Source organism: Sinorhizobium mexicanum, from assembly GCF_013488225.1.
GTDB classification, from domain to species: Bacteria; Pseudomonadota; Alphaproteobacteria; order Rhizobiales; family Rhizobiaceae; genus Sinorhizobium; species Sinorhizobium mexicanum.
Genome location: NZ_CP041238.1, coordinates 4,126,614 through 4,145,848 on the forward strand (window position 1 = coordinate 4,126,614; position 19,235 = coordinate 4,145,848).

The following is a 19,235-nucleotide window of genomic DNA, read 5'->3' on the forward strand; positions in this document are numbered from 1 at the left end:
GGACTTGCCGTCCGACTTCATGCATCCGCGCCAAAGATCGTATGTCAGGTCGTCACTTTCAAGACAAGCGGCTCGTGCCCTGTCGCTTCCATGAAACGCAGCATGTCCCTCGACGCGATCGAAGTCGTCTGGTCGTTCGAAAGCGGATGGCAGTTGATCGTGTCAAATTCCATCAACGCTTCGTCGAGAATGAACTTCACATTGCCGCCCGTATCGTTGATCGCGCCGAAGGCGGTCACCGCGCCGGGGATGACGCCCAGATATTCCATCAGCTTTTCCGGCTTGCCGAAGGAAACCTTGCTCGCCGCACCGATGATTTGATGGACCGTCTTCAGGTCCACCGTCGCGTGCTCCTCGACCGTCAGCAGGAAATAATTGTCCTTCTTATCCTTCACGAACAGGTTCTTTGTATGTCCGCCGGGAATTTCATCACGCAACGCCACCGATTCGGCGACCGTGAAGACAGGCGCATGGCGTTTCGTCGTGTGTTCGATCCCAAGGTCGTCGAGAAAACGGAACAGGTCCTCCGCGGTCTTCGGCTCAGCCTCGCTCATGCTCAAAATCCTTCCTGCCGTGTCGATTTCCGCCTTGCTTTACGGAGAACAGACGCGCTCCGCAATCTCGGGCGCGGCGATTCTGATCGGCTGGAGCGGTATGCGATCGAAAACCGCTCGCACCCATATCCCACTGCACACTCCTGCCGACATGCATCAGTCGAAAACACCGGCATTTCCGGGCTTTTTGGATTGCCCCGAAAAAATTCTTCGCATTTGCGTCATTTCCCTGTTGCATTTAAAAAAGGCTTAGGCCATATAGCGCCCGTCGCCGCAAGACGGGGCGGCACCACGGTCCACCGACTACCCCCGGACTGAGGATGATGAGCGGGTGTAGCTCAGGGGTAGAGCACAACCTTGCCAAGGTTGGGGTCGGGCGTTCGAATCGCCTCACCCGCTCCAGTTTCCCAACCACTTCATTTTGTTGTTATTCTTGGCTTTTGTCGCCGGAACCATCTGATCTGGCAGACGGCGGGCCGTTCCGTTCTCACCGTTTTGGTCACTCCCCCTCAGCTCTTCATAAACACATAGTCCGTCTCCTGGCGCAGCGTGGCGCCTGGCCTGAGCACCGCCTTCGGGAAACCTTCGTGGTTGATGGCGTCGGGCCAAATCTGCGTTTCGAGGCAGAAGCCGGCGAAGGGGCCGTAATGGCGGCCTTCCAGTCCCGGCACCGGCACATCGAGCTTGAAGCCGGTATAGAGCTGGATCCCGGGCTCGGTCGTCAGCACTTCCAGCGAAATCCCGGAATTGATGCTGCGCGCCAGCGCCACGGAATGTTTGTCCATCCGCTCCGGCGAGAGGCAGAAATTGTGGTCGTAGGCGATCTTCTCGCCTTCGATTTGCCGCCGCAGCGAGGTCATTTCCCTGAGATCGAAGGCCGTGCCGGCAACGGCGCGGATTTCACCGGTCGGGACCTGCCGCTCGTCCGTCGGCAGATAGTGGTCGGCGGCGATCATGATGTCATGGCCGAATACGTCATCGCTGCCGTCGAGATTGAAATAGCTGTGCTGGCAGACATTGGCGAGTGTCGGCGCGTCGGTTTCCGATTCGTAAACGACGTTCAGCACGCCGCCGGGCTTCACCGTGTAGGTGCAGGTGACCGTGCAGTTGCCGGGATAGCCGGCCCGTCCGTCGGGATCGGCGATCCTGAGCGTCACGCGATCCTCTGCAAGGTCGACGACCGTCCAGTTGCGCTTGGCGATGTTGCTGCTGCCGCCATGAAGATGGGTCACGCCCCTTTCGTTGAGCTCGAGCTGATGGCTCTTGCCGTCGAGCGTGAACCGCCCGCCGCCGATGCGGTTGGCGTTACGGCCGGGGGTGGCGCCGAAATAGGACGAATGCGCAGGATAGCTGTCGAAATCCTCGAAACCCAAAACCAGAGGCGGCTGGTGCCCTTCGAGCCGCAGGTCCTGGATGACCGCCCCCCAGGTGATCACCTTCGCCGTCAGGCCGCCGCCCTTGAGCGTGACGCGATGGACCGGTTCACCGGAAGGCAGGCGACCGAAGATTTCCATTTCCGTGCTCATCTAGTCTCCCTCTCACCGGATCAGACGTGGAACCGGAATACCGCACGCGTGCCCCGTCCCGCTCTAAGTCGGCGTCAACCTGCGGCATTTCCGGCGGCGCGGCAACCGGAAAGTCATACTTTTCCTCTGCGTACGTCCCGGCTGCCCCGTCATCCGCTGTCGCGGGCTTCTCCCCGCTTGCCCGGGAGAGGAGATATGCTCCGCCGTCCAAGTGCCTTTTGCTCGCAGGCGGGGGGTCACAGTGAGGGCAGTACCGCCGCGGAAAAACGAGGCGTGGCCGTCAATTTAGCGCGACAATTCCCTCGTCGCCGCCTGCAGGCCGGCGAGCGTCAGCGGGAACATCCGGCCGCCGAAGAGTGCGCGGATCATGGCGATCGACTGGGTATGCCGCCAATGCTCCGCGGGAACCGGATTGAGCCAGATAGAACGCGGGAAATGCGCCGTGATCCGCTGCAGCCAAAGCGCACCCGCCTCGTCGTTCCAGTATTCGACCGAACCGCCCGGATGGCTGATCTCATAGGGGCTCATCGAGGCGTCGCCGACGAAGATCGCGCGGTAGTCGCCGCCGAAGGTGCGCAAGAGTTCCGCCGTGCGGGTGACATCGGCGCGCCGGCGGCGATTGTCCTTCCACAGGCCCTCATAGACGCAATTGTGGAAGTAGAAATAATCCATGTGCCGGAATTCGCTGCGCACGGCCGAGAAGAGTTCTTCCACGACGCGGATATGATCGTCCATCGATCCGCCGACGTCGAAGAACATCAGGAGCTTGACCGCGTTGCGCCGCTCCGGCCGCGTCACCACGTCGAGATAGCCATGCTCGGCGGTCGAGCGGATCGTGCCGGAAAGGTCGAGCTCCTCGGCAGCGCCCTCACGCACCCAGCGCCTGAGCCGCTTCAGCGCCGCCTTGATGTTGCGCGTGCCGAGCTCGACGGTGTCGTCATAGTCCCTGAATTCGCGTCGATCCCAGACCTTTGCCGCGCGCCGGTGACGCGAGCCCTCCTGGCCGATCCTCACCCCTTCCGGATTGTAGCCATAGGCGCCGAACGGCGAGGTGCCGGCGGTGCCGATCCATTTCGAGCCGCCTTGGTGGCGGCCGGTCTGCTCGGCAAGCCGCTGGCGCAGCGTTTCCATCAGCTTGTCGAAGCCGCCGAGCGCCTCGACGAGCTTCTTCTCCTCCTCGGTCAGGTATTTCTCGGCAAGCTTTTTCAGCCATTCCTCGGGAATGGCTGCTTCACCAAAGGCCTCCGATGGGGAGACCGCTTCCAGGCCGGCGAAACATTGCCGGAACACCCTGTCGAACCGGTCGATGTGGCGCTCGTCCTTCACCAGCGCCGCACGGGCGAGGAAATAGAAGGCCTCGACGTCGAAGGTCGCGATCCCCGTCTCCATTCCCTCGATCAGCGACAGGAATTCCCGGAGCGTCACCGGGACTTTCGCGGCCTTCAATTCGAGGAAGAAGGGGATGAACATTGGGGCTCAATGGTCTCCGGCGCCAATCTTTTCGAGCTCGTAGGGTGTCGTCTGGTATATTTCGTTGATCCAGTTGCCGAAGAAGAGATGCGCGTGGCTGCGCCAGCGGTTCTGCGGCGGCAGGTCCGCGTCATTGTGCGGGAAATAGTCGTGCGGCAGCTTGATCGGCACGCCGGCGTCCACATCGCGGAAATATTCGTCCGACAAGGAGGTCGAATCATACTCCACGTGGTTGAACATGTAGAGCCGGTTGCCTTTCTTTTCGTGCACGAGGCAGATGCCCATTTCCTTCGATTCCATCAGGACTTCGAGCTCCGGCACGCGGTCGATGTCGGCGCGGCGCACCTCGGTCCAGCGTGAAACGGGGACGGCAAAGTCGTCGGAAAAGCCGTTCAGATAGACCGAGGACGGTTTCAGGTTCTGATGGCGGTAGACGCCGAAGGCCTTTTCCTTGAGCGGATATTTCGGAACGCCGTGGAAATGGTAGATCGCCGCCATCGCGCCCCAGCAGACGTTCAGCGTCGAATGCACGTTCGTCGCCGTCCAGTCGAAGATGCGCTGCAGCTCCTTCCAGTAGGTGACGTCCTCGTATTCGAGCGTCTCGACCGGCGCGCCGGTGATGATGAAACCGTCGAACTTGCGGCCCTTCACTTCTTCCCAGGTTTCATAGAAGGCGAGCAGGTGATCCTCGGAGGTGTTCTTCGCCCGGTGACCGCCAACCCTCACGAGCGACAGTTCGACCTGCAGCGGAGAGGCGCCGATGAGCCGCGCCATTTGGATCTCGGTCTTGATCTTGTTCGGCATGAGGTTCAGGAGCCCGATCTGAAGCGGGCGGATATCCTGACGGATCGCCACGGTCTCGGTCATCACCCGCACGCCCTCATGCACGAGGGTTTCGAAGGCGGGCAGCGTATCGGGAATCTTGATGGGCATGGGTCCACTCGATCAATACAAAAAAACCGGCGGCGAGATGATCGCGACCGGTCCTTGGAAATCCATTTTTCCTCGGCCCTTTAGCGATTTCTTTAACGTGGCTGCAAGCCGGCCGGCCAAATCACCACGGTCCATTTGATAGCGCGCCGCGGGCCGCGCGGTCAACGAAAAACGATTCGCCGGCGGCCCTCTCATCCAGCCTGCCGGCCACGTTCTCCCCGCCAGCGGGGCGAAGGAGACACGCGGCGCCCGCTTAAGGCCCCTCGCCACGCTTGCGGGGAGGGGGCTAGTCCTCGGGTTAAACCCGAGGAGAGGAGCAATGCGGCCTCACCCGTCGCGGCGCGCCATGAAGGCCAGGCGCTCGAAGAGATGCACATCCTGCTCGTTCTTCAACAGCGCCCCGTGCAGCTTCGGCAGCATCGATTTCGGGTCGGCGCGCAGGTCCGCCGGATCGATCTCGTCGGCAACCAGCAGCCGGATCCAGTCGAGCGCCTCGGAGGTCGAGGGTTTCTTCTTCAAGCCCGGCACCTCGCGGATGCCGTAGAAGGTGGTGAGCGCCGCCGAAAGCAGCGTCTTGCGGATGCCCGGATAGTGCACTTCGACGATGCGGGCGAGCGTTTCGGCATCGGGGAAGCGGATATAATGGAAGAAGCAGCGGCGCAGAAAGGCGTCCGGCAGTTCCTTCTCGTTGTTGGAGGTGATGATGACGATCGGCCGCTGCCGCGCGTGGATCGTTTCGCCGGTCTCGTAGACGTGGAACTCCATCCGGTCGAGTTCCTGCAGGAGGTCGTTCGGGAACTCGATGTCCGCCTTGTCGATCTCGTCGATCAGCAGAACGGCTTTCCGCGACGCCTCGAAAGCCTGCCAGAGCTTGCCCTTGCGAATATAGTTCTTCACGTCATTGACGCGAAGATCGCCAAGCTGGCTGTCGCGCAGCCGCGAGACGGCATCGTATTCGTAAAGACCCTGCTGTGCCTTGGTCGTCGACTTGACATTCCACTCGATGAGCTCGAGACCGAGGGCCGCAGCGATCTGGCGTGCCAGCTCGGTCTTGCCGGTGCCGGGCTCGCCCTTGACCAGAAGCGGACGCTCCAGCCGAATCGCCGCGTTGACGGCGATCATCAGGTCCTTGTCGGCGATATAGTCGGCCGTGCCTTCGAACTGCATGGGCGTCTCTTCGATCTCTCTACGCTGAGCTGGAGACGACGGGCTTCACCCGCGAAATGCCGTAACCTCGATCTCGATCAGCATTTCCGGGCGGATGAGATCGCAGACGATCATCGTCGCCGCCGGGCGGATCTCGCCGAACATTTCGCCGAAGATCGGAAAGACCCGGTCGGCAAAGCTGGCGTCGGTGACGTAGTAATGGTTGCGCACGACATCCGAAAGCGAGAACCCGGCCTGCTGCAAGGCGCCCTCGATCGTCTTAAGGCAATTGCGCGCCTGTTCCTCCACCGTCTCCGGCATGATCATGGTGGCATAGTCATAGCCGGTGGTGCCGGATACGAAGCACCAGTCGCCCTTGACGACGGCACGCGAATAGCCTGCCGTCTTTTCGAAAGGGGAACCGGAAGAGATGAGCTTGCGCGTCATGGGCGCCCGCACTCAGGCCCAGGGGCGCGATGCGGCGTTTTTCTGCTCGAAGCTGTCGATGGCGCTCGCCTTCTCCAGCGTCAGGCCGATGTCGTCGAGGCCGTTCAGGAGGCAATGACGCTTGAAGGCGTCGACCTCGAACTTGACCGAACCGCCGTCGGGGCCGGTGATTTCCTGTGCTTCCAGATCGATCGAAAGCACGGCGTTCGAGCCGCGGTTGGCGTCGTCCATCAGCTTGTCGAGGTCGGCCTGGCTGACGACGATCGGCAGGATGCCGTTCTTGAAACAGTTGTTGTAGAAGATGTCGGCGAACGAGGTCGAAATGACGCAGCGGATGCCGAAATCGAGGAGCGCCCAGGGCGCATGCTCGCGCGACGACCCGCAGCCGAAATTGTCGCCGGCAACGAGGATCTTGGCGTTCTGGTAGGCCGGCTTGTTGAGCACGAAGTCAGGGTTCGGCGTGCCGTCTTCGTTATAGCGGGCTTCGGCGAAAAGTCCCGTGCCAAGACCGGTGCGCTTGATCGTCTTCAGGTAGTCCTTCGGAATGATCATGTCCGTGTCGATATTGACGACGGGCAAGGGTGCGGCGACGCCGGTGAGCTTGACGAACTTTTCCATGACTTTGGCCTTCGATTTCAGCGGAAACGTTGGAAGAGCGTTTAGATCAGTTTCGCGCCGAAATGAAGGAAAATCTGCGCCTCTGCAGCGCCGCGCGTCCTGTCAGACGCCCCAAGGTCGCTGCAGCACTTGAATTTCTGCATGTCACAGATCGATGATCGTGCCGCGCCCGTCGTTCCAGATCCGCATTTCGCGTCTTTCTCCGGTCGGATTTACTCGGGCGTGCGCATGTGCGGGCTTGCCATTGAGTCTTGCGGCGATGGCGCTGCCGACCGCAACGACGGCGGCGATGCCGGCCAGAGCCACGGCAAGCGAGGCGGTGAAGACGAGAGCTGCCAGCGTGATGGCGATGGCGGCGGCCGTCAGGAGAACAGAGCGAATGCTTTGCATGATCGTCAACCTTTCTAAGAAGCGATGTGGGAGCTCAATACGCCTCTTGCAAGGGGGAGACCCTCAATCGCTCGTCTTGCCTAAGAACCGAAAGGCGGGCACAACGGTTCCATGACAACCGTGATCGACCATCATCCCGCGCGCCTGCGCCGCTCCGTGCTCAGCGTTCCGGCCGATAATGCCCGTGCCTTGGCGAAGGTGCGGCAGCTTGCCGCCGACGCCGTGATCTTCGACCTGGAGGACGCCGTCGCTTCCGAACACAAGGGCGAAGCGCGCGAAGCGCTTGTCCGGCATCTTTCAAAGAACAGGCCCGACTGTGAAGTGATCATACGCGTCAATGCGCTGGGATCCGGCTTCGGTCAGATGGATCTCACCGCCGCGCTCGCCGCCAGTCCCGACGCCATCCTTTTGCCGAAGGTCGAGAGCCCGGCAGACATCCAGGCGGCTGTCGATTGGCTGGCTGAAAACGATGCGCCTGAAAACATCAGGCTCTGGGCGATGATCGAGACGCCGCGCGGCCTCATCAATGTCGCTGCAACCGCCGAGACCGGCCGTACCTTCGGCGGCAGGCTCGATTGCTTCGTCGTCGGGCTGAACGATCTCAGGAAGGAGACGGGCGTTCCTGGCACTCCCGGCCGCGCCTATCTGGTGCCCTGGCTGATGCAGATCCTGCTCGCCGCGCGCGGCAGCGGCCTCGATGTCATTGACGCGGTCTTCAACGATTTCCGCGACGCCGAAGGTTTTGAGGCCGAATGCCGTCAGGGGCGCGACATGGGCTATGACGGCAAGATGCTCATTCACCCGGCGCAGATCGGTCCGGCAAACGAGTATTTCGGTGTCGAGCAGGCGGCGGTAGAGGAGGCGCGGGCGATCATCGCGGCCTTCGACCTTCCGGAAAACGCGGGCAAGGGCGTGATCAATCTCCATGGCCGCATGGTCGAGCGGCTGCATCTCGACCAGGCTCTGAAACTGGCCGCCAAGGCGGACATGATCGAAAGACGAAAGGCAAGACCTTGAAACTCTACCGCTTCCTCACCGGTCCCGACGACGCCTCCTTCTGTCACAAGGTGACGGCGGCATTGAACAAGGGATGGATGCTGCATGGCCCGCCGACCTATGCCTTCAATGCCGATACCCAGCACATGCAGTGCGGTCAGGCGGTGGTGAAAGAGGTGGCAGGCAAGGACTATCACCCGGACATGAAGCTATCGGAGCAGTAAGCAATCATTGGCCACTGAGTAGTTGCCCCTCACCCTAACCCTCTCCCCGCGAGCGCGGCGAGGGGACGGGAGCTTGCCGGTAGCCCGCATCCTCCTCTCAGTTCCGCAGGCGGACGAGCGGGCGCGGCATGTCCCTTCGCCCCGCCTGCGGGGAGAAGGTGGCAGGCAGGCCGAATGAGGGGCCTTACACGCGAAAGAACTTCGTGTAGTCCAAGATCGTTCAGATCGGCTGGCCCGCAAGCAGGCGCGGGTCGCCTTCCCCGGCCACCCCGGCCGCCTGGCGGATGAAGAAGTTCTTGAGTGACGGAATGCGATCGACGATGCCGAGGCCGACGTCGCGGGCGATCCTGATCGGCGCGATGTCGTTCGAAAACAGCCGGTTCAGGACATCCGTCGTCACCCCCATCCGGAAGGTGTCGAAACGCCGCCAGGTTTGGTAACGCTCGAGGACCGCGAGCGAGCCTATGTCGAGGCCGAGGCGGTCCGCCTCGACGATCGTTTCGGCAAGCGCCGCCACGTCTTTGAAGCCGAGATTGAGCCCCTGGCCTGAGATCGGGTGAATGCCGTGAGCGGCATCGCCCGCAAGCGCGAAGCGGGGTGCTACGAAGTCGCGGGCAAGCGTCAGCCCGAGCGGAAACGCCCTGCGACCGCCGACGACCTTGAGGTGGCCGAGCTTGTGGCCGAAACGGCGCTCGAGCTCTTCCTCGAAGAGGAAATCATCGCCCTTGACGAGGCGTTCGGCATCGAAGGTGCTCTCGGTCCAGACGAGTGAGGAACGGTTGTTCTTGAGCGGCAGCGTTGCAAACGGGCCAGCGGGCAGGAAATGCTCCTCGGCCGTGCCCTCGTGCGGGCGCTCGTGCTCGACCGTCGTAACAATCCCCGACTGCCCGTAATCGAACTCAACCACCTTGATGCCGGCCGCCTCGCGCAGCCTGGAGCGAACGCCATCACAGGCGACCAGAAGCCGCGCCTCGATCGTTTCGCCATCGGCAAGCGTGATCGCCACCGCATGCTCGCCGCTCTTGAAGCTCTCGACCATCGCCGATTGCCGGATGGATACACCAAGGTCCTTGCAGGCGGCGCGCAGCGCACTGACCATCGCCGTGTTCGGCACCATATGGGCGAAAGGACGCCCCTCGCCGCCGTCACCCTCGAACGTAAGAAAGACCGGGCGGACGGGATCCGCCGCCTTCGAATCGGTAATCACCATCCTGAGGATCGGCTCGGCTTCGGGCGCAATCGTATCCCAGACGCCGAGAACATCCAGCATCCGCTCGGCGGCCGAGGCGACGGCGGACGCCCGCTCGTCCTTCTTCCAGGCGCCCTCCGGCGCGCCGTCGACGACGGTGATGTCGAGATGGGGCGCCGCCTTTTTCAGCGACACGGCAAGCGACAGGCCGACATAGCCGCCTCCGGCAATCAACACATCGATCATCCGCTTCTCCCGTCGCACTCGAGCCATTCTACTTGAGCCCCATTCCACTTGAGCCCCATTCCACTTCAGCCCCATCGCTCTTGAGCCCCATCGCTCTTGAGCATTGTCCCATGGCTATATAGATCAATGCCATCGCCGTTCCTACACCGGAGACCGCCGAAATGTCGCGCCCCGCCGAAACCGCCACGCCCATGGATGCGCTCCTTGCGATACTCGATCTCGAAAAGCTGGAGGAAAACCTGTTTCGGGGCTTGAGCCCCCAGGTCGGCTGGCAACGGGTCTTCGGCGGACAGGTGATCGGCCAGGCGCTGGTGGCGGCGCAGCGCACCGTCGACGAGGGCCGCTATGTGCACTCGCTGCACGCCTATTTCATGCGTCCGGGCGATCCGTCGGTCCCGATCATCTATGAGGTCGATCGTATCCGCGACGGTTCGAGCTTTGCCACCCGGCGGGTCGTGGCAATCCAGCACGGCAAGGCCATCTTCTCCATGTCGGCCTCCTTCCAATATGACGAGGACGGTTTCGAGCATCAGTTCGACATGCCGAAGGTGGCGATGCCCGAAGCATTGCCGGGCGAGCAGGAGCTCAAGGAAAAGTTCCTCGTGCACGCGCCCGAGGCAATCCGCAGGTACTGGGAACGGCCGCGCCCGATCGAGATCCGTCCGGTCGCGCTTGAGCACTATTTCTCGCGCGACAAGCTGCAGCCGACGCAGGACGTGTGGGTGAAGGTCGTCGGCACCGTGCCGGACGAGCGCCATCTGCAGGCGGCCGTGCTCGCTTATCTCTCGGACATGACCCTGCTCGATACCTCCCTCTACGCCCATGGTACCTCGGTTTTCGACCGCCACCTGCAGGTCGCCAGCCTTGACCATGCCATGTGGTTCCACCGCCCCTCGAAGATGGACGATTGGCTGCTCTATACCCAGGACAGCCCGAGCGCACATGGTGCCCGCGGCATGACCCGCGGCAGCCTGTTCGACCGCTCAGGGGTGCTGATTGCCTCCGTGGCGCAGGAAGGATTGATCCGCAAAAAGGCAACTGAATAACAATTAGGCAATCTTTATTTTCTGCCCTTTTTTTAATCTAAATAGCTGATCGTTTTTTGGCCTGCTGCGGAGCGAGCTCCACCGCATGTGATTTTCGCACATTTTTTCAATGACTTAAGCAATTTCATCGAATCTGGCACGCCCCTTGAATGTGTCTTTTCGGTTGCCCGGCGCTTCACGCGCTTAAGCAGCAAGGAGAGACGGCCTCCGGCGGGAGGCGAAAAAGGATGGGACCAGATGAAAATTGTGATGGCCATTATCAAGCCGTTCAAGCTCGATGAGGTTCGCGAAGCCCTCACCCAAGTTGGCATCCAGGGGCTGACCGTAACCGAAGTGAAGGGCTACGGCCGCCAGAAGGGGCACACCGAAATTTACCGCGGCACCGAATACGCCGTGAGCTTCCTGCCGAAGCTCAAGGTGGAAATCGCCGTGCCGTCGGAGATCGTCGACAAGGCCGTCGACGCGATCGCCTCTGCCGCCAAGACTGGCCAGATCGGCGACGGCAAGATCTTTGTCTATGCGATCGACCACGCCATGCGCATCCGCACCGGCGAAACCGATTCAGAAGCGTTGTAAACCACGCCGTTCAGGGAGCATTTCTCACATGTCATCGTTCAAACTTTCCACCTCTCTCGGACGCCTGGGCGCAACCGCTGCCGCCCTGCTTGCGCCGGTCGTCGCCTTCGCCCAGGAGGCGGCCCCTGCCATCGCTGAGGCCGCTGCGGCAACCCCTGTTCCGGACAAGGGCGACACCACCTGGATGCTGCTGTCGACGATTCTCGTGCTGCTGATGACCGTTCCGGGCCTGGCGCTCTTCTACGGCGGTCTCGTGCGCGCCAAGAACATGCTCTCGGTGCTGATGCAGGTTCTGATGATCACCGCCGTCGTCATGATCATCTGGGTGACCTACGGTTATTCGCTGGCCTTCACCGATGGCGGCTCGCTCAACTCCTTCGTCGGCGGCTTCTCGAAGATCTTCCTTGCCGGCGTCGACACGACGACGCTCGCGGAAAGCTTCTCGAAGGGTGTGTTCATTCCCGAATACGTCTTCGTCGTGTTCCAGATGACCTTCGCCTGCATCACACCGGCGCTGATCGTCGGCGCTTTCGCCGAGCGCATCCGCTTCTCGGCCGTCGTTCTGTTCGTCGTCCTCTGGGTTACCTTCGTCTACTTCCCGATCGCCCACATGGTCTGGTTCTGGGGTGGTCCGAGCGCCTACACAGCCCCGACCGGCCTGATCTTCTCCTTCGGCGCCATCGACTTTGCCGGCGGCACCGTCGTCCACATCAATGCCGGTATCGCGGGCCTCGTCGGCGCGATCCTTCTCGGCAAGCGCACGGGCTACAGGAAGGAGATCATGGCGCCGCATTCGATGACGCTCACCATGGTCGGCGCCTCGCTGCTGTGGGTCGGCTGGTTCGGCTTCAACGCCGGCTCCAACCTGGAAGCCAACGCCTATGCGGCCCTCGCCATGATCAACACCTTCCTCGCAACGGCCGCCGCAATCATCTCCTGGGCCGTTGTTGAAACGCTCGTGCGCGGCAAGGCCTCCATGCTCGGTGGCGCATCGGGTGCCGTCGCCGGCCTCGTCGCCGTCACGCCGGCTGCCGGTTTCGCCGGCCCGATGGGCGCGATCGTGCTCGGCCTCGTCGTCTCGCCGGTCTGCTACTTCTTCGTCGACGTGGTGAAGAACAAGTTCAACTATGACGACAGCCTCGACGTGTTCGGCATCCACGGCGTCGGCGGCATCCTCGGCGCGATCGGAACCGGCATCCTCGTCAACCCGGCGCTCGGCGGCGCAGGCATCGTCGACTATTCGACCGCCGACTTCGCCGCTGGCTATGCCGGCACGGCAACGCAGGTCTGGGCGCAGCTCAAGGGCGTGCTCGTCACCGTCCTCTGGTCCGGCATCGGTTCGGCCATCCTCTACAAGGTGGTCGACGCGATCGTCGGCCTGCGCGTCTCGGTCGAAGCGGAGCGTGAGGGTCTCGACCTCTCCTCGCACGGCGAAGCCGCCTACCACGCGAGCTAGGCAATCGCGGCGCCGGGAACGCGGCGCCGCCTAAAGTCCCGTCGCGGTCCGTCTGGTTATTGCGGACCGCCTCTGGCCCGGATCCTTAAAGATCCGGGCCTTTTTTGTGGAAGGACACCGGTCGTCCCAGCTCTTTGAACTTGGACAATTCCGGCGGAAAGCCGTTACCCACCCCTCCTGGAACTGCTCTATTTCGTCGGCACACGCTCATGGTTAATGTCGCATTAACCCTACTCCGCGTAGGTTGATTCCATGGCACGCAATGTGCCCGAAGCGTCCCGCTCGCACGCACACTCTTCGAACGTGGGCGAGATGCTCCGGAATCAAGCTACTGGAACGTCCCCATGGTCTACCCATGAACGCGCGACGCTCCGAAGGATCGACACGGGCAACAGGCAACATGAGCAGAAGCAATCCCGCAACGCTTGACAGCCGTTCCAACCGGTTCGTGCTGGCCACCTTCGTTTGGCGCCAGATCACCTCGCTGGCAGGCTTTGCCCTGTTCGGCGCGTTGGCGCTTGCTGTCGCCGCGCTTTCGACTTGGAACGTGTCCGATCCGAGCTTCTCCTACGCAACCTCGAACGAGCCGACCAACGTGCTCGGCCATGCGGGCGCCGCGTTCGCCGACATCTTCATGCAGTTCTTCGGGCTGGCGAGCGTCGTAGCACTGCTTCCCGCCGTCGCCTGGGCGCTTGTCCTCATCGGCGGCAAGCCGTTCGACAAGGTGTTCAAACGCCTCGGCGTCTGGTTCGTCGGCTCGGCACTCGCGGGCGCGGCGCTGAGCTGTGTTCCGGCGCCGATTACCTGGCCCCTTCCGAACGGTCTCGGCGGTGTTTTCGGTGACATGATCCTGCGCTTCCCTGCCCTTTTCACTGGTGCCTTCCCGACCGGCACCTTCGCGACCGTTCTCGCCTGCCTTTTCGCTGTCCCGGCTGCCTGGTGCCTGATCTATAGCGCCGGCCTCATCGGCGTCAGCGAGGAGCAGGAAGAAGAGCCGGCGGCGGAAGTCGCGCCGAGCAAGGCCCGCACCATCGGTGAGGAACTTGAGGACGAGGACGCCGAAGGCCCCTTTACACTGTTCATGGGCTCGCTTGCCCATATGCGCTTCACGCTGGAGGCCCGCCTGCGCCGCGCCTTCGGGATGAGCGGCACGCGAAGCACCAAACGCCAGTATGACGAGCCCTATGACTTCAATAATGATGAGTTCGGCACGCTGAACGAACCCGTGCGGCCGAAGCCGCTGGCCGACCGTGTAGAGCCTTCCCTCGACCGCACCGAACGCCGCGTCGTCGCGCCGCCGCCGATCATGGCCGACGGCGATGACGATCCGCCCTTCGATCTCGACGAACCGCGGCGCCCGGCGGGCATCCTGCCGGACGATGACGACGATGATGTTGCCGGCGATTGGGCGCCAAGAGCCGCGCCGCCGAAGGCGGGGCTCGCCAAGCCCGGATCGCGCGTCGCGTCCCCGGCGCCCCGCCCCAAATCGGGCCAGCGCGTCGAACGCGAGGCGCAGCGCTCATTTGTCGAGGACGACGGCGACTTCACGCTGCCGCCGATGCATTTCCTGGCCGAGCCCAAGAACATTGCCCGCGATCCCTCGCTCTCGTCCGATGCGCTCGAACAGAACGCCCGCATGCTCGAAGGCGTGCTCGAGGACTTCGGCGTCAAGGGCGAGATCATCCATGTCCGCCCCGGCCCCGTGGTCACGCTTTACGAACTGGAGCCGGCGCCGGGCATCAAGTCCTCCCGCGTCATCGGCCTTGCCGACGACATCGCCCGTTCGATGAGCGCGATCGCCGCCCGTGTCGCGGTCGTGCCGGGGCGCAACGCCATCGGCATCGAACTGCCGAACCAGCGGCGCGAAACGGTCTACCTGCGCGAACTGATCGGCTCGCGCGACTTCGAGACGACCAAGACGAGGCTCGCCATGGCGCTCGGCAAGACGATCGGCGGCGAGCCGGTCATCGCCGATCTCGCCAAGATGCCGCATCTGCTCGTCGCCGGCACCACCGGTTCGGGCAAGTCGGTGGCGATCAACACCATGATCCTGTCGCTGCTCTATCGCCTCAGGCCCGACCAGTGCCGCCTCATCATGATCGACCCGAAGATGCTGGAACTCTCCGTCTATGACGGCATCCCGCACCTGCTCTCGCCGGTCGTGACCGACCCGAAGAAGGCCGTCGTCGCGCTGAAATGGACCGTGCGCGAGATGGAAGAGCGCTACAAGAAGATGTCGAAGATCGGTGTGCGCAACATCGACGGCTTCAATACCCGCGTCGAGCAGGCGCTCGCCAAGGGCGAAGCGATCACCCGTACGGTTCAGACGGGCTTCGATCGCGAGACCGGCGAAGCGATGTACGAGACGGAGGAATTCGACCTCACGCCGCTGCCCTACATCGTCGTGATCATCGACGAGATGGCGGACCTGATGATGGTCGCGGGCAAGGACATCGAGGGCGCCGTCCAGCGCCTCGCCCAGATGGCGCGTGCGGCCGGCATCCACGTCATCATGGCGACCCAGCGTCCGTCGGTCGACGTCATCACCGGCACGATCAAGGCCAACTTCCCGACGCGCATTTCCTTCCAGGTCACCTCGAAGATCGACAGCCGTACGATCCTCGGCGAGCAGGGTGCCGAACAATTGCTCGGCATGGGCGACATGCTCTACATGGCTGGCGGCGGGCGCATCCAGCGCGTGCACGGCCCCTTCGTTTCCGACACGGAAGTGGAGGAGGTGGTCGCTTACCTGAAGACCCAGGGTGTGCCGCAATATCTCGATGCGATCACCGAGGACGACGGCGAGGACGAGGACGGCGGCGGACCGGCCGGCACCTCCAACCTCGCCGATTCCGACGATCCCTACGACCAGGCGGTGGCGATTGTGCTGCGCGACGGCAAGGCCTCAACCTCTTACGTGCAGCGACGCCTCGGTATCGGCTATAATCGTGCTGCCTCCCTGATCGAACGGATGGAACAGGAAGGCATCATCGGACCGGCGAACCATGCCGGCAAGCGCGAGATCCTGGTGCCGACCGAGGCCGAAATCACCGGCCGGTAATCCGGCCCTCATCGCCAGCCGCCATGACGCGCGGCCGGTAACGGTCATTTGAAACGACGCCCCCTTGCGGCACCGGGCTGCGCCTTGAAGGCGCCCCACTTGCTCTTCAAATGATCCTGAAATGAAGGAGACTGCGATGACAGAGACAAAAACCGGCCAGGGCAGCGATCGGGCAATCTCGCGGCGCGTTTTCGTTTGCGGCCTGGCGGCTCTCGCGGGCATGGCCGGAACGACGCTCGATGCGCGGCACGCCTCCGCACAGGCCTCTGGCGTCGCCCAGAGGATCGCCGATCATTTTTCGTCGGTGAAGACGATGGCGGGCGAGTTCGTGCAGTTCGGGCCACGCGGCGAGCAGACAGGCGGCAAGTTCTACATCCGCCGCCCCGGACGCATCCGCTTCAATTACGAAGCCCCCTCGCCGATGCGGGTGATCGCCGACGGCAAGTCGGTCGTCATCGGCAACATGAAGCTGAAGACCTGGGATATCTACCCGCTTTCGAAGACGCCACTCAACCTGCTGCTGAGCGAAAGGATCGACCTGACCGGCCGGATGGTTCGCGCCGTCAGGGAGGAGTCAGACCTCATCACCATCGTGCTCGGCGACCGCTCGATCTTCGGTGATTCGACCATCACGATGATGTTCGATCCGAAGACCTACGATCTCAGGCAATGGACGATCACCGATCCCCAGAAGAAGGACACCTCGGTGATGATCTTCAACGTCCGCACCGGAATGGAGTTGGACGACAAGGTTTTCCGCATCCCCTACGACGAAGTGCGCAATAAGCGAGGCGGCTGAAGCGAGGCGCCAACGGCGTCTGCAGCAGACTATCGATCAAGCATAATCGCAGCAATCAAGGTGCTCTCGCGACCACTGCGCGTCTAGATGCACGGCGCAGTCGCGCCGCGGGCTTTTTCATGCCTTGTCGATTGACGCGCGACCCCTTAAAAAGCGCGGCACGCATTGCCGGGAGCATCCCCGCTCGATCGCCGGCGCCTCATCCTTCCTACAGCGCCGCGCGTCTTATCAGACGCGCAAGGGACGCTGTAGTCCTTTGAATTAACGCATGTTTCCTTAAATCGGCAATGTAAGGAGACATGCAGTAGGGAACGCGGAATGACCCTTTCCATCGCCACATGGAACATCAACTCCATTCGCCTGCGCATGCCGCTGGTCGAGCACTTTCTGAAGACATGGCAGCCCGACATCCTGTGCCTGCAGGAAACCAAGTGCCCGAACGACCAATTTCCGTCTTCGCCGCTGAAAAGCCTCGGCTACAAATACATCGAGATGCACGGCCAGAAGGGTTATCACGGTGTGGCGACCGTGTCGCGCCTGCCGCTGCATGAGCTTTCCGATCGCCGCGACTATTGCGGGGTCGGCGACGCACGCCATCTCTCCGTCGTCTTCGAGGCTGACGGCAAGACGATACGCCTGCACAATTTCTATGTGCCGGCCGGCGGCGACGAGCCGGACCGCGCCATCAATCCGAAGTTCGGCCACAAGCTCGACTTCGTTGATGAAATGAAGCTCCTGCACGCCGAGGCCGAGGCTGGTATCTCGTCCATCCTCGTCGGCGACCTCAACATCGCGCCGCTTGAGCACGACGTCTGGTCGCACAAGCAACTCCTGAAGATCGTCAGCCACACTCCGATCGAGACCGAAGGCTTGACAGCCGTAATGACCGGCGGCGCCTGGGTCGATCTGATGCGCCAGCACGTCCCCTCGCCGGAAAAGCTTTACACCTGGTGGAGTTATCGCGCGAAGGATTGGCAGCTTGCCGACCGCGGCCGCCGGCTCGATCATATCTGGTCCTCCGCTGATCTCGCGCCGAAACTCGCCCGCGTCGACATCCTGCGCGAGGCACGCGGCTGGGACCGCCCTTCCGACCACGTGCCGGTGATCGCGCATTTCGAGCTTTGAGATTCGGCTGCCCTCCCCTGGTGGGAGGGGTCTTTCGAGAGGGCCGCTCCGTGAGCCCTCAGGCAAAGCGCCCGGCAAGCGCCTCGGCGCGCCGGATCATCGCCTGCAGATTCTCGCGGATGCGGGCTTCGACAAGCGCCGTCACCTCCGGATACTCTTCCAGCATCCGGCGAAAAAGCGGGCGGTTGATGCGGATGACTTCGCTGTCTTCGTCGGCGGTCGCCGTGAACTTGCGCTCGACCATCGAGATCAGCGCCAGCTCGGAAAGAAGCGCGCCCCGCTCGACGGTCGCCACATGCTGCAGGCGGCCCTCGCCGTCAGCCTTCGAAAGCGTGAAACTGCCGGCGGCAACGGCAAAGGCACAGTCGGCCGGCGCCCCTTCGCGAAAGAGTTCATGACCCTTCAGCACGCGGCGACGCTCGGCGCCGAAGGCAATCAGCCTCAGCTTGTCCTCGCTGATATCGGCAAAGAGCGCCACATTGGACAAAAGCGCGATGTCGTCGTTGAGTGCCAAGGCGGCGAAACTCCCAGCTCACATCTACAGCGCCGCGCGTCTTTAAGACGCGCAAAGGACGCTGTAGCACTTCGAATTGCTGCACGTTTAATCCCTAAATCGGCTACGATTTAAGGAAACATGCGGTAAATAGCGGAATGCGGAGCGGAAAGCCGCTTCACACCTTTCCGCGATCCCGCTTAAGGAACGATCTTGTAGCCGCCGTTCTCTGTCACCAAAATCTCCGCATTGGAAGGGTCGCGCTCGATTTTCTGGCGGAGCCGGTAGACATGCGTCTCCAGCGTGTGCGTGGTGACGCCGGAATTGTAGCCCCAGACCTCCTCGAGCAGGACATCGCGCGTGACCACCTTCTGGTCAGCGCGATAGAGATAGCGGATGATCGCCGCTTCCTTCTCCGTCAGGCGGATCTTCTGGCCATTCTCCATCGTCAGCAGCTTCTGGCTCGGCTTGAACGTGTAGGGACCAACGCTGAAGGTGGCGTCCTCGCTCTGCTCGTGCTGGCGAAGCTGGGCGCGGATGCGGGCGAGCAGCACGGCAAAGCGGAAGGGTTTGGTGACGTAGTCGTTGGCGCCCGCTTCGAGCCCGAGGATGGTGTCCGAATCGGTATCGTGCCCGGTCAGCATGACGATCGGCGCCTTGAAGCCGCCCTTGCGCAGGAGCTTGACCGCTTCGCGCCCATCCATGTCAGGCAGGCCGACATCCATGATCAGGAGGTCGACCTGGTGCGCGCGGGCGGCCTGGATGCCTTTGCCGGCGGTTGCCTCTTGCAGGAGGTCGAACTCTTCATAGAGAGAAAGCTGCTCTACCAGTGTCTCGCGCAGGTCATTGTCGTCATCGACAAGGAGAATGGTGCGTGTCGCCATAGGGACAATTCCTGTTTGCTTCCTGAATCAAAACTAGCTCAAATGCCGCTCTTGGC

The 19,235-nt window shown here is 62.4% G+C and carries 20 protein-coding genes, 1 tRNA gene and 1 riboswitch; of the genes, 10 read left to right on the forward strand and 11 right to left on the reverse strand.

The features are described from left to right. Positions 1-44: 44 nt before the first annotated feature. Entirely contained in the window at positions 45-554 is a 510-nt protein-coding gene (locus FKV68_RS19400) for a prolyl-tRNA synthetase associated domain-containing protein (RefSeq protein WP_180939387.1), read from the reverse strand. Here FKV68_RS19400 and FKV68_RS19405 point away from each other — a divergent pair. Both FKV68_RS19405 and FKV68_RS19410 read left to right on the forward strand, forming a co-directional pair. Continuing rightward, positions 553-807, forward strand: coding sequence for a hypothetical protein (locus FKV68_RS19405; protein WP_180939388.1), 255 nt, complete (start codon positions 553-555; stop codon positions 805-807). The two genes, FKV68_RS19400 and FKV68_RS19405, sit on opposite strands and share 2 nt — an antisense overlap. A 74-nt stretch (positions 808-881) precedes the next feature. Continuing rightward, a tRNA-Gly gene (locus FKV68_RS19410) sits at positions 882-956 on the forward strand. A gap of 107 nt (positions 957-1,063) precedes the next feature. On the opposite strand, the gene FKV68_RS19415 is transcribed toward FKV68_RS19410, so the two are convergent. The 7 genes from FKV68_RS19415 to FKV68_RS19445 form a co-directional block, all read right to left on the reverse strand. After that, positions 1,064-2,080, reverse strand: coding sequence for an aldose epimerase family protein (locus FKV68_RS19415; RefSeq protein ID WP_180939389.1), 1,017 nt, complete (start codon positions 2,078-2,080; stop codon positions 1,064-1,066). 285 nt (positions 2,081-2,365) lie between these two features. Continuing rightward, a complete protein-coding gene (locus FKV68_RS19420; protein ID WP_180939390.1) occupies positions 2,366-3,550 on the reverse strand; it encodes a vWA domain-containing protein in 1,185 nt (394 codons plus the stop codon). A gap of 6 nt (positions 3,551-3,556) precedes the next feature. Beyond that, positions 3,557-4,483 carry a homoserine O-acetyltransferase MetA gene (metA, locus tag FKV68_RS19425; protein ID WP_180939391.1) on the reverse strand — a complete coding sequence of 309 codons (927 nt, stop codon included), beginning with the start codon at positions 4,481-4,483 and terminating at the stop codon, positions 3,557-3,559. A gap of 60 nt (positions 4,484-4,543) precedes the next feature. Next, positions 4,544-4,621, reverse strand: a riboswitch (SAM riboswitch). Positions 4,622-4,810: 189 nt separating this feature from the next. Continuing rightward, positions 4,811-5,650 (reverse strand): AAA family ATPase, encoded by an 840-nt coding sequence (locus FKV68_RS19430; protein WP_180939392.1) that lies wholly within the window; start codon positions 5,648-5,650, stop codon positions 4,811-4,813. A gap of 45 nt (positions 5,651-5,695) precedes the next feature. Continuing rightward, positions 5,696-6,076: a RidA family protein gene (locus FKV68_RS19435; protein WP_180939393.1), complete on the reverse strand. Its 381-nt coding sequence runs from the start codon at positions 6,074-6,076 to the stop codon at positions 5,696-5,698. Between the two features lie 12 nt (positions 6,077-6,088). After that, positions 6,089-6,694 carry a 3-isopropylmalate dehydratase small subunit gene (gene leuD, locus FKV68_RS19440; protein ID WP_180939394.1) on the reverse strand — a complete coding sequence of 202 codons (606 nt, stop codon included), beginning with the start codon at positions 6,692-6,694 and terminating at the stop codon, positions 6,089-6,091. Positions 6,695-6,838: 144 nt separating this feature from the next. Continuing rightward, positions 6,839-7,084 carry a hypothetical protein gene (locus tag FKV68_RS19445; protein ID WP_180939395.1) on the reverse strand — a complete coding sequence of 82 codons (246 nt, stop codon included), beginning with the start codon at positions 7,082-7,084 and terminating at the stop codon, positions 6,839-6,841. A gap of 111 nt (positions 7,085-7,195) precedes the next feature. Here FKV68_RS19445 and FKV68_RS19450 point away from each other — a divergent pair, with 111 nt between their 5' ends. Together FKV68_RS19450 and FKV68_RS19455 are read left to right on the forward strand one after the other, a co-directional pair. Further along, positions 7,196-8,101 carry an HpcH/HpaI aldolase/citrate lyase family protein gene (locus tag FKV68_RS19450; protein WP_180939396.1) on the forward strand — a complete coding sequence of 302 codons (906 nt, stop codon included), beginning with the start codon at positions 7,196-7,198 and terminating at the stop codon, positions 8,099-8,101. Further along, a complete protein-coding gene (locus FKV68_RS19455) occupies positions 8,098-8,304 on the forward strand; it encodes a DUF1737 domain-containing protein (RefSeq protein ID WP_180939397.1) in 207 nt (68 codons plus the stop codon). The genes FKV68_RS19450 and FKV68_RS19455 overlap by 4 nt, the downstream gene beginning before the upstream one ends. A 220-nt stretch (positions 8,305-8,524) precedes the next feature. Here FKV68_RS19455 and FKV68_RS19460 read toward each other — a convergent pair whose 3' ends face one another. Further along, on the reverse strand, positions 8,525-9,739 hold the full coding sequence (locus FKV68_RS19460) for a ubiquinone biosynthesis hydroxylase (RefSeq protein WP_245181667.1): 1,215 nt from the start codon (positions 9,737-9,739) through the stop codon (positions 8,525-8,527). A gap of 161 nt (positions 9,740-9,900) precedes the next feature. Between FKV68_RS19460 and tesB the strand changes: the two genes are divergently transcribed. From tesB to FKV68_RS19490, 6 genes are all read left to right on the forward strand, one after another. Then, positions 9,901-10,785 (forward strand): acyl-CoA thioesterase II, encoded by an 885-nt coding sequence (gene tesB / locus FKV68_RS19465; RefSeq protein WP_180939399.1) that lies wholly within the window; start codon positions 9,901-9,903, stop codon positions 10,783-10,785. A gap of 237 nt (positions 10,786-11,022) precedes the next feature. Next, positions 11,023-11,361: a P-II family nitrogen regulator gene (locus tag FKV68_RS19470; RefSeq protein WP_180939400.1), complete on the forward strand. Its 339-nt coding sequence runs from the start codon at positions 11,023-11,025 to the stop codon at positions 11,359-11,361. Positions 11,362-11,389: 28 nt separating this feature from the next. Next, positions 11,390-12,817 carry an ammonium transporter gene (locus FKV68_RS19475; protein WP_180939401.1) on the forward strand — a complete coding sequence of 476 codons (1,428 nt, stop codon included), beginning with the start codon at positions 11,390-11,392 and terminating at the stop codon, positions 12,815-12,817. Between the two features lie 400 nt (positions 12,818-13,217). Next, a complete protein-coding gene (locus tag FKV68_RS19480; RefSeq protein WP_180939402.1) occupies positions 13,218-15,878 on the forward strand; it encodes an FtsK/SpoIIIE family DNA translocase in 2,661 nt (886 codons plus the stop codon). 136 nt (positions 15,879-16,014) lie between these two features. Beyond that, the gene (locus FKV68_RS19485; protein WP_180939403.1) at positions 16,015-16,677 is read left to right on the forward strand and encodes an outer membrane lipoprotein carrier protein LolA; all 663 of its coding nucleotides are present in this window, start codon (positions 16,015-16,017) and stop codon (positions 16,675-16,677) included. Between the two features lie 318 nt (positions 16,678-16,995). After that, a complete protein-coding gene (locus tag FKV68_RS19490; RefSeq protein ID WP_180939404.1) occupies positions 16,996-17,802 on the forward strand; it encodes an exodeoxyribonuclease III in 807 nt (268 codons plus the stop codon). A gap of 58 nt (positions 17,803-17,860) precedes the next feature. Here FKV68_RS19490 and FKV68_RS19495 read toward each other — a convergent pair whose 3' ends face one another. Together FKV68_RS19495 and FKV68_RS19500 are read right to left on the reverse strand one after the other, a co-directional pair. Further along, complete coding sequence (locus FKV68_RS19495; protein WP_180939405.1) at positions 17,861-18,316, reverse strand: cyclic nucleotide-binding domain-containing protein; 456 nt, start codon at positions 18,314-18,316, stop codon at positions 17,861-17,863. 179 nt (positions 18,317-18,495) lie between these two features. After that, complete coding sequence (locus FKV68_RS19500) at positions 18,496-19,179, reverse strand: response regulator transcription factor (RefSeq protein ID WP_136505392.1); 684 nt, start codon at positions 19,177-19,179, stop codon at positions 18,496-18,498. Between the last annotated feature and the right edge of the window lie 56 nt (positions 19,180-19,235).